Here is a 10,286-nt window from a genome sequence, read left to right on the forward strand (position 1 = left end):
ACGTGCTCTTTTGCTAATCCTCAAGATTCGGCTTCGCGTACAGCTCTCCGCCAAAGGCGTCATTGATGACCAAGAGCGGGAAGTCCTTCACGGTCATCTCGCGCACGGCCTCCGGGCCCAGCTCGTCAAAGGCGATGACCTTGCTGGCGGTGATGCACTTGGACAAGAGCGCGCCCGCGCCGCCGGTGGCGCCGAAGTACACGGCCTTGTGCTCCTGCATGGCCTTTTTCACCTCGTCGGAGCGCTTGCCCTTGCCGATGGTGGCCTTGAGGCCCAGGCCGATGAGGCGCGGGGCGTAGGCGTCCATGCGGTAGCTGGTGGTGGGCCCGGCAGAGCCGATGGGACGGCCCGGGGGCGCCGGGGAGGGCCCCACATAGTAGATGGAGGCGCCCTTCAGATCGAAGGGCAGGGCTTCGCCCTTGTCCAGCAGGTCCACAAGCTTTTTGTGGGCGGCGTCGCGGCCGGAGTAGATGATGCCGTTCAAAAGCACCACGTCGCCCGCGCGCAGCTTCTCGATGTCCGCATCCTGAAGCGGGGTGTTGAGGGAATACGTGGGCATCAGAATTCCACCTCCTCGTGCCGTGCGCTGTGGCACTGCACGTTGACCGCCAGCGGCAGGCTGGCGATGTGGCAGGGGGCCATGGCGATCTTCACCGCCAGGCAGGTGTAGCTGCCGCCCAGGCCCATGGGGCCGATGCCCAGCTTGTTCACCGCGGCCAGCAGTTCGGCCTCCATCTCGGCCACCTTGGGGTCCGGGTGCACGTCGTCGAGCTTGCGCAGGAGCGCCTTCTTGGCGATCTTCGGGGCCTGCTCGAAGTTGCCGCCGATGCCGATGCCCAGAATGATGGGCGGGCAGGGGTTCGGCCCGGCCTCGGCCACGCGCTGCACCACGAACTTCTTGATGCCTTCCCAGCCCTGGCTGGGGGCCAGCATGGTCACGCGGCTCATGTTCTCGCTGCCGCCGCCCTTGGCCATGTAGCTGATTTTGAGCTTGTCGCCGGGCACGAAGTCCACGTGGATGATGGCCGGAGTGTTGTCGCCGGTGTTCTTGCGCTCCAGCGGATGACAGGAGCTTTTGCGCAGGAAGCCGTCTTTGTAGCCCGCAACCATGCCCTCGGTGATGGCCTTGTTGATGCCGCCGGGGACGAACACGTCCTCGCCCAGCTCAACATAGAAGATGGCCAGACCGCAGTCCTGGCACAGGGGCAGCTTGGTCTCATACGAGAGGTCGGCGTTTTCCAGCAGCTGGCGGAAGATCTCCTTGCCGGCGTCCGTGGTCTCGTTCTTGTAGCCTTCCTCAAACTTTTTGCGCACGTCATCGGGCAGCTTGGTGTTGGCGCTCACGCACATGCGCGCCACGGCCGCCGAGATGTCCGCCGCCTTGATTTCTCTCATGGCGTCTCCTTTGCTCTCCGGTCAGCCGGGCTACTTGCCGAAGAAGTTTTTAAGGGCGGTGATGCCCATCTTGCGGCGCAGGAAGCCCAGCTGGTCCTGCAGGGGCATGTGCTTGGGGCACACGTCCTCGCAGGCGAGCAGGCCCATGCAGCCGAAGATGCCCATGTCGTTGCCGATGATCTCGTAATAGTCCTGTTCGGTGCGTTCGTCGCGCGGGTCGATGAGGAAGCGGCCCACGCGGTTCAGGCCTGCCGCGCCCAGGAAGTCGGGGCGCAGGCGGGCGGTGCCGCAGGCGGCGACGCAGCAGCCGCACTCAACGCAGCGGTCCAGCTCGTAGATGGCCTCGGCCACGTCGTTTTCCATGCGCTCTTCCGGGGCGTTGGGATCGAACACCTTCTTGGTGTGGATCCACGACTCCGTGGCGTCGTACATCTCGCGGAACCAGGAGCCGGTATCGACCGAGAGGTCGCCCACCAGCTGGTACACCGGCAGGGGCAGCAGGGTGATGTCCGCGGGCAGGTCCTTGATCTTGGTGTGGCAGGCCAGGCCCGGGCGGCCGTTGATGACCATGCCGCAAGAGCCGCAGATGCCCGCGCGGCAGCAGAAGTCGAACTGCAGGCTCGGGTCCTGCTCCTCGCGGATGCGGTTCAAGGCGATGAACAGGGTCATGGCGTCCGTCTCCTCCAGGGAGAAGGTCTCCATGTGCGGAGTGGACTCCGGGTCCTGCGGATTGTACCGGAAGATGTTGAATTTCAGTGCTCTGGCCATGGCTTACCCCTTCGTCTCGGCTTTAATGATCTCGCTCTTGCCATAGCCGCGGTCTCCCGGCGGAATGTGGAAGATCTGCGTGGCGTCTTCGTAAGCAAGGGTCGGCAGGTCGTCCTTCTCGCTCTTCCAGTAGGCCAGGGTGCGGGAAAGCCAGTCGCGGTCGTTGCGCGCGGTGAAGTCCTCGCGGTTGTGGCTCCCGCGCGATTCCGTGCGCTTGAGGGCTCCGTAGGCCACCATGAGGGCCATTTTGACCTGGCCTTCAATCTTGAGGGCGGCTGCGAGTTCCGGGTTCACGCCCAGGCCGTTGCTCTTGAGGCCCACCTTGCGCGCACGCTGCAGGATCTCCTGCAACTCGGCCACGCAGGCGGAGAGGCCCGCGTCGGTGCGGAAGATGTTCGCGCCCTTGTGCAGGCTTTGCTGCATGGCCAGGCGCACTTTGAACACGTTCTCGGTTCCCGCCTTGCAGCTGATGACGTTCTGGATGCGCTCCTGCTGCTTCTTCACTTCCGCGTCGATGACGGCGGAATTGAAGGTGACCTCGGCCCCTTGCAGGAACTCGGCGATCTTCTTGCCCACGATGCCGCCGGCCACGACGGTTTCGGCCAGGGAATTGCCGCCCAGGCGGTTGAAGCCGTGCATGTCCCAGCAGGCGGCCTCGCCCACGCTGAACAGGCCCTTCAGGCCGTACGCGTGGCCGTCCTTGTTGGTGCGCACGCCGCCCATGCTGTAGTGCTGGGTGGGGCGCACGGGAATGAGCTGGTGGATGGGATCGACGCCGAGGAACGACGTGCAGATCTCATACACCTCGCGCAGCTTGCCGGTGATGTGCTTTTCGCCCAGGTGGCGGATGTCGAGCCAGAGGTGCTCGCCGTAGGGGCTTTTTACGCCCTTGCCCTGGCGCATGTGATGCGTCATCCAGCGGGAGACCACGTCGCGGCTGGCCAGCTCCTGCTTTTCGGGCTCGTAGATGTTCATGAAGCGTTCTTCGTTCACGTCGAGGAGCGTTCCGCCGTCGCCGCGGCAGCCCTCGGTGACGAGGATGTCCGTGGGCACGATGCCCGTCGGGTGGAACTGCACCGCCTCCATGTTGCCCATGGGCACGATGCCGGTGTTGATGGCCGGGATGTGGCCGCCGCCGTCACAGATGACGGCGTTGGTGGTGCAGGGGTAGATGCGCCCGAAGCCGCCGGAGGCGATGGTGGTGGCCTTGGCCAGGTAGACCTTGAGTTCGCCCGTGCGCAGGCAGCGCGCCACCACGCCGAAGCAGGTCTGGCCGTCCTGGATGAGCGCTATGGCTTCGGTCTTGTCGTGCACCTCAACGCCCAGCTGGGCGCAGACGTTGTCGACCGTGAAGAGCACGCTGTGGCCCGTGCCGTCCGACACGTAGCAGGTGCGCCATTTGGCGGTGCCGCCGAAGTCGCGCGCGGTGATGAGCCCGCGGTTCTCTTCCTTTTCTTCCTTCTCGAACTGCTTGCCGCCCTTGAAGTACATGCTCTTGCCGGGCACCACGCGGTTCCAGGGCACCCCCCAGTGCGCCAGCTGGCGCATCTCGATGGGGGCGCGGTCGGCGAAGAGCCGGGCCACTTCCTGGTCGCAGCCCCAGTCGGAGCCCTTCACCGTGTCGGCGAAGTGCACGTCCGGGCAGTCGCCGTCGCCCTTGGCGCAGTTGCCAAGGGCCGCCTGCATGCCGCCCATGGCGGCCGAGGAATGCGAGCGCCGCGCGGGCACGAGGCTCAGACAGATGGCGGAGAAGCCCGCCTGGGCGGCCTCGATGGCCGCGCGTTCGCCGGCCAGGCCGGCGCCGATGACGAGTACGTCGGTGTAGATTGTCTGCATCTTGCCCACCTATCCTTTCAGGAACCAGAAGCGGATCAGCGTCAGAACGCCGATGGAGACCATGATCAGGGTCAGCAGGTTCTCGCCGCGCTTAAGGCCCTTGCGGCCGCTGCGCTGCACAAAGCCCCACTTCACCAGGATGCGGTAGAAGCCGATGCCCACGTGCAGCTCCACCATGGGCAGAAGCACCAGGTAGAACAGGATCCACGCGCCGCTTCTGATGCGCTCCGCGCTCTTGATGGCCGTGATGGGCAGGTCGGAAAGCACCACCCACATGTGGATGGCGCCCATGACCAGGATGACCATGGCGCTGACGGCCTGCACCACCCACAGCCAGGTGTCGGTGTGGTGCAGCATTTTGGCGTGTTCCCAGATGGTCTTCTGGCCTTCCAGGCGGAAGGGGATCTTCCGCGCGGCAAGGACGAAGTGCGCCAGGAACAGCAGGAAGATGAGCGGGCCGCCCACCTGGGCCATGCCGGTCTTCTCGAAGAACTCGGCTATGGCGTTCATGACGTCCGGGCTGATGACCACGCTGGCCACCAGCATCATGTGCGCCCACATGAAGCTGATGAGCCCTGCGCCTGAGAGCATCTGCGCCCAGTCCAGCACGCCGTCCAGGCGGCGCGCGTTCAAGGTGGGATGGTTCGCCGTCAAAGGAAGGGACATATATCCTCCATGCACAAGGTTCTATTAAACGAATGCCGTTGCTAGACTTTTTTGACGTGGACTTCGGCGGCCACCGCGCCGTCGAGGATCTCTTCCGGGGCGTCCTCGGCTTCGTCGCTGGTGCCGGAGAGGGCCTTGTTCAGGGCGACGACGTCGAGCGCGCCTTCCCACTTGGCCACCACGATGGTGGCGATGCCGTTGCCGATCAAGTTGGTGATGGCGCGCGCCTCGCTCATGAAGCGGTCGACGCCCAGGAGCACGGCGATGGAGGCGATGGGAATGGTGTGCAAGCTGCCCAGCGTGGCCGCCAGGGTGATGAAGCCGCCGCCGGTGACGGCCGCCGCGCCCTTGGAGGTGAGGAGCAGGATGCCCAGCATGTACAGTTCGTCGCTCAAAGAGAGCGGGGTGTTGGTGGCCTGGGCCAGGAACACCGCGGCCATGGTCAGGTAGATGCACGTGCCGTCGAGATTGAAGGAGTAGCCCATGGGCAGGGTGAGGCCGACGACCGAGCGGTTGCAGCCCGCCACTTCCATCTTGGCCATCATGCGCGGCAGGGCGGACTCGGAGGAGGAGGTGCCGAGCACCAGCAGAATTTCTTCTTTGATGAAGCAGAGGTAGCGCCACAGGCTGAAGCCCGCCAGTTTGCAGACCACGAACAGCACGCCGAAGATGAAGATGATGCACGTGGTGTACACGCCGGCCATGAGGTACATGAGCTGCTGCAGGCTGGCCACGCCGTGGGCGCCCACGACGTAGGCCATGGCGCCGAACGCGCCCATGGGCGCGAAGAACATGATGTAGTGCACGACCTTGAACAGGCCCTTGCTGAATTCATCGATGAACTTGGTGACGTTCTTGGCCTTTTCGCCCAGGGCGGAAAGGGCCAGACCGAAGAAGATGGAGAAGAACAGCACCTGGAGGATTTCACCCTTGGCAAAGGCGTCAACCACGTTGGTGGGGATGATGTTCAGGATGAAGTCCACGGTGGAGAGCTTCTTGGCGCTGCCCGCATATTTTTCGACCGCGCTCATGTCCATGGTGGACACGTCGAGGTTCATGCCCACGCCGGGCTGGTAGGTGTTCACCACCACCAGGCCGATGACCAGGGCGAGCAGGGTCATGGTCCAGAAGTAGAGCATGGCCTTGATGCCCACGCGGCCCACTTTGCCCATGTCGCCCATTTTGGCGATGCCCACGACGACCGTGCAGAAGATGATGGGAGCGATGATCATCTTGATCATCTTGATGAAGGCGTCGCCAAAGGGTTTCATCTGCGCGGCGATTCCGTCCTTGCCGGGGAAGAACACGCCCAGGGCGATGCCGATGCAGATGCCCATGATGACTTGGAAATAAAGAGACTTATAGAAAGGTTTCTTCACCGGTGCGTCTGCCATCCCCCTGCTCCTTGAACCGCCTTGCGGCGGTGCCTGGTTGTGCGCGGGGCCGGGCCCCTCGCGACGTTGTGGCCCTCGGCGGGGCCTCCGTGCTTGCGCAACCTGCCTGCGCGGCCGTACGCGGACCGTTGTGCAGGATGTGTGTGTGCAGCGGTCTGTTTGAGCAATAGACGTGCCATCCCTGTTGAGGCTTTTCTGAGCTTGGATGATAGTCCCAAGGAGATTTTATTTCAATAGGTTGTGCTAAAAATCTGCATGCCGGCGCGCAGGCGGCACAGGGCGGAAAGTGGGGCACGCGCCACGGGTGTGGCGCCACACATGCGTGGCGCCACATGTTTTCTCCCGGTGCAGCTGGGGAAGAATCAGGAAATTTGATGCTTTGCCATGTTGCGGTACAGGGTGCGCCGGTCCACGCCGAGCAGCCGGGCCGCCTTGGCGCGGTTGTCGCCCGCGTGGGCCAGGGCGCGGGTGATGTCCTCCCGCGTGAGGCCGCTTTGCACCCCGCGCCGCTGCGCGGGCAGGGCGGAGAGCAGGCGCGGCAGGGCCTGCCCCTGGCTGAAGCGCAGCAGATCCGCGGGCAGGTGGGCGCTGGTTATCTCGCCCCCGGGGCAGAGGATGCAGGAGTGCTCCAGGGAGTACTTGAGTTCGCGCACGTTGCCCGGCCAGGGGTAGGTCATGAACAGGCGCATGACCTCGTCCGAGCATTTGGTGATGCGCTTGCCGAAGCTGGCCTGGAAGTGGCTGATGAAGTGCGTCATCAAGAGCGGGATGTCCTCGGTGCGCTCGCGCAGGGGGGGCAGTTGGATGACCATGACCTTGAGGCGGTAGTAGAGATCCTCGCGGAAGAGGCCCTGGCGGATCTTTTCCAGCAGGTCCACGTTGGTGGCGGCCAGCACGCGCACGTTGGCCTTGCGCGTGCGCGAGTCGCCCACGCGCTCGAACTCCTTGCGCTCCAGCACGCGCAGAAGGTTCAGCTGGATGCGCGGGGAGATGTCGCCGATTTCGTCCAGAAAGATGGTGCCGCCCTCGGCGGCCTCGAAACGGCCGATCTTGTCGCGGATGGCCCCGGTGAAGGCCCCGCGCATGTGGCCGAAAAGCTCGCTTTCCAGCAGGCTTTCAGACAAGGCCGAGCAGTTGACCTTGATGAGCGGGCCCTTGCAGCGCGAGCCGCCGTAGTGCAGGGCCTCGGCCACCAGCTCCTTGCCCGTGCCGGATTCGCCGGTGATGAGCACCGTGCTCTCCACGTCGGAGAGCTGGTCCAGCACGGCGTAGATGTCCTGCATGACCTTGCTTTTGCCCACGATGCCCCGGTGGCTGTGCAGGTCGGTCAGGCGCTTCTCCAGGTCGGCCAGGCGGGTTATGTCGCGGATGACCAGCACCGCGCCCGCGAAGTTGTTGTCGCGGTCCAGCAGGGGCGAGCTGTTGATGATGACCACCTTGCCCGGAGCGTGGGTCTGGCATTCCACCCGGTGCTCGAACACGGGCTTGCGCGTTTCCAGCGTGGTGCGCAAAACCGTGAAGCAGGCGCGCTTGCACGAGCCGCTGACGCAGGACAGGTCCTTGTCCTGGCGCAGCTCGGGCCCGATGCAGCAGACCTCGGACAGGGCCCGGTTGGTCTGGATGATGCGCATGTCCGTGTCCACGGTGATGATGGCGTCGGGGATGGAGCGGAACACCGCCTCCAGGCCGGAGCGCAGGCGCTCCTTCTCCGCGTGGATGGCCTGCATGGCGCGCTCGGTCTCCACCCGGTGGTTGATGTCCTGGACCATGGGCAGCAGGTACAGGGGGCGGCCGGAGGAATCGCGCACGATGCCCGCGGAAAGGTGCACCCAGACCTCGCGGCCGTCCTTGGCGATGTAGCGCTTGTCCTGCTCCCAGGAGTCGATTTCGCCGCGCTTCACGCGGTCATACTGGCGCAGGCTCTCTTCGCGTTCGTCCGGGTGGGTGATGGCCGCGAAGGTGATGCTCTTGAGCTCTGCTTCCGTGTAGCCGGTGATGCGGCAGAAGGCCTCGTTGGCGCGCAGGAAGGTGTTGTCCAGGCTGACCATGGACGCCCCGATGGGCGACTGGTCGAAGGTGTGGCGGAACTTCTCCTCGCTCTCCTTCAGCGCCCGCTCGGCCTCCTTGCGGGCCGTGATGTCGATGTTCAGGCCCTCGATGTACAGCAGCTCGCCGCTGGTGGGGTCGCGCACCTCGCGCGCGGTGAGGGAGATCCAGCGGGTGCTGCCGTCCTTGCAGATGAACTGGGTCTCGAAGCCCTTGATCTGCCCGGTCTCGCGCAGGACGCGGAAGAGCGTGTCGCGGTCGGCCGGGTCCACGTAGAGCTGGCTGCGCAGGTCCTTGAAGTGGGCGATGAGCTCCTCGGGCGAGTCGAAGCCCAGGATGCTGGCCAGGCCGGGGTTGACCATGAGGTAGCGGCCGCTCTTGGTAGACTGGAACACGCCCTCGATGACGTTCTCGAAAAAGCTCTGGTAGCGGGCCTCGGCCCTGCGCAGCAGGGAAAGGTCGGTGACGGTGAGGATGAGCCTTCCGCCGTCCTCGCGCTCTACCAGGCGCGAGGCCAGCAGCACGGGCACGGCCTGGCCCTGCGCGCCGGTGATGCGGCATTCCACGCCGCTCACGCCTTCCAGCAGGTCGGCCAGATGGAATTCGCCGCGCGGGAACAGCGCCTCCAGGCTGGGCAGGGCGCAGCCGCCGCACAGCATGGCCCGGGCGCGGTCGTTGGCGGTGATGATCTCGCCGTCGGCCGGGTTCAGCACCAGCACGCCCGCGTTGACCGCGTTCAGCAGGTCGGCGTTGTCCGGCAGGGGCGCGGTGGCGTCTGGCGAGGCCTGGCGCATGGAAACTCCTAGGGCGCGACGGGTGCGTCGAGCAGGTGCAGCAGCTCCCGGGGCTCTGCGATGATGCGCAGGGCGCCGTTCTCCTTGAGCTCGGCTTCGTCGCGGAAGCCCCACAACACGCCCACGGGCAGCATGCCCGCGCCGCGAGCGGTCTTCATGTCCGTGGCCGTATCGCCCACGAAGACGATGGAGCCGGGCGAAAGCTCCAGCTCCTGCGCCAGGGCCAGGGCGCCTGCGGGGTGCGGCTTGTTGGGCACTTCCGGCCGGGCCCCGCGCACATGGGTGAAAGGCCGGCCGGGAAAGAAGGCCTCGACGGTCAGGTCGGTGTACACCTGGGGCTTGTTCGAGAGCACGCACACGGGCAGGCCGCGCAGGCGCAGGGCCTCAAGCAGCTCCTGCACGCCCTCGTAGGGGCGGGTCTTGTCCTTCCAGCGGCGCTTGTACTCGGCCGAGGTGAGGGCCGTGGCCTCCTTGAGGGTGGCCGGGTCGCGCCTGCCCTCGGGCAGCATGCGGCGCACCAGTTCCTCTATGCCCAGTCCCACGAAGTAGCGGTAGGCGTCGTCCGGGTGGGCGGGCAGGCCAAGGGCCGCCAAGGCGGCGTTGCCGGAGTCGGCCAGGTCGGCCAGGGTGTCCAGCAGGGTGCCGTCCAGGTCAAAGATGATGGCGCGCGGGAGGGTGCTCATTCCGGGGGGTCCTCTTGGGCGTTTGGGCGCTGTGCGCAAGGGTTCTCGAATCGCTTAGGCAGTACACCCATAGGCCATGCGGCGCAAGCGGGCGCATGTTTTGCGGACTGGACTGCGGGCGCGGGCCCTTGCGTCTGCCCCTTGTCCTGCGGGCCTTGCCCCCGGGCGGGTATCGTGGCATGAGCGGGCATGGCCAAACCCTTTGTGTTCCGCCTGGAAAAGGTGCTGGAGTACCGACGGCAGCTGGAGGACCAGGCGCGCATGGCCCTGGCCGAGGCCCAGGCCCGGCACGACGCCCAGCAGAAGCTCCTGGCCGAGGTGGAAGCCATGCTTGCCGCGCACCTGGAAAAGGGCTTCGGCGACGCGGCCACCCAGGCGGATATTTGGCTGTGGATGCGCTACCGCGAGGCCCTGGAGCGCGACGTGGCCGCCGCCATCGTTGAGCTGGATAGGCTGGCCTCGATTTTGCAAAACTGCCGCCAAGAGGCCGTGCTCCGCTCCAGGGAAAAGAAGCTCCTGGAAAAACTCAAGGACAGGCAGGCCGGGAAACACCATGTCGCAGCAAACCTCGAAGAGCAGAAAGAGTTCGATGAAATGGCCACGCTTCGCCATAAGCCCCAAGATCGTTAAGGTCCTGCTGGCGCTTTCGGTGGTGGCCGCCCTCAAGCTCACCGTGCTTGGGGCCCTTGGGCTGGACCTCTGGC

The 10,286-nt window shown here is 65.3% G+C and carries 9 protein-coding genes; 1 reads left to right on the top strand and 8 read right to left on the bottom strand.

Annotated elements, in window-relative coordinates:
* Positions 1-13: 13 nt before the first annotated feature.
* The 8 genes from VN419_RS13955 to VN419_RS13990 form a co-directional block, all read right to left on the bottom strand.
* Positions 14-559: a Fe-S-containing hydro-lyase gene (locus VN419_RS13955; protein WP_325647826.1), complete on the bottom strand. Its 546-nt coding sequence runs from the start codon at positions 557-559 to the stop codon at positions 14-16.
* Positions 559-1,395: a fumarate hydratase gene (locus tag VN419_RS13960; protein WP_325647827.1), complete on the bottom strand. Its 837-nt coding sequence runs from the start codon at positions 1,393-1,395 to the stop codon at positions 559-561. Before VN419_RS13960 ends, VN419_RS13955 begins: the two co-directional genes overlap by 1 nt.
* Positions 1,396-1,425: 30 nt before the next feature.
* Positions 1,426-2,163, bottom strand: a complete 738-nt coding sequence (locus VN419_RS13965) for a fumarate reductase iron-sulfur subunit (RefSeq protein WP_325647828.1) — start codon at positions 2,161-2,163, stop codon at positions 1,426-1,428.
* A gap of 3 nt (positions 2,164-2,166) precedes the next feature.
* Positions 2,167-3,999 (bottom strand): fumarate reductase flavoprotein subunit, encoded by a 1,833-nt coding sequence (locus tag VN419_RS13970; RefSeq protein WP_325647829.1) that lies wholly within the window; start codon positions 3,997-3,999, stop codon positions 2,167-2,169.
* A 9-nt stretch (positions 4,000-4,008) separates the two neighbouring features.
* A complete protein-coding gene (locus tag VN419_RS13975) occupies positions 4,009-4,665 on the bottom strand; it encodes a succinate dehydrogenase/fumarate reductase cytochrome b subunit (RefSeq protein ID WP_325647830.1) in 657 nt (218 codons plus the stop codon).
* 41 nt (positions 4,666-4,706) lie between these two features.
* Positions 4,707-6,059 (bottom strand): dicarboxylate/amino acid:cation symporter, encoded by a 1,353-nt coding sequence (locus tag VN419_RS13980; protein WP_325647831.1) that lies wholly within the window; start codon positions 6,057-6,059, stop codon positions 4,707-4,709.
* A 362-nt stretch (positions 6,060-6,421) separates the two neighbouring features.
* Positions 6,422-8,899: a sigma 54-interacting transcriptional regulator gene (locus tag VN419_RS13985; RefSeq protein ID WP_325647832.1), complete on the bottom strand. Its 2,478-nt coding sequence runs from the start codon at positions 8,897-8,899 to the stop codon at positions 6,422-6,424.
* Between the two features lie 8 nt (positions 8,900-8,907).
* Positions 8,908-9,582, bottom strand: a complete 675-nt coding sequence (locus VN419_RS13990) for an HAD family hydrolase (protein WP_325647833.1) — start codon at positions 9,580-9,582, stop codon at positions 8,908-8,910.
* Positions 9,583-9,771: 189 nt separating this feature from the next.
* Between VN419_RS13990 and fliJ the strand changes: the two genes are divergently transcribed.
* Entirely contained in the window at positions 9,772-10,212 is a 441-nt protein-coding gene (gene fliJ / locus VN419_RS13995) for a flagellar export protein FliJ (protein WP_325647834.1), read from the top strand.
* Positions 10,213-10,286: the final 74 nt, after the last annotated feature.

This window comes from Humidesulfovibrio sp. (assembly GCF_035560995.1).
GTDB lineage: Bacteria > Desulfobacterota > Desulfovibrionia > Desulfovibrionales > Desulfovibrionaceae > Humidesulfovibrio.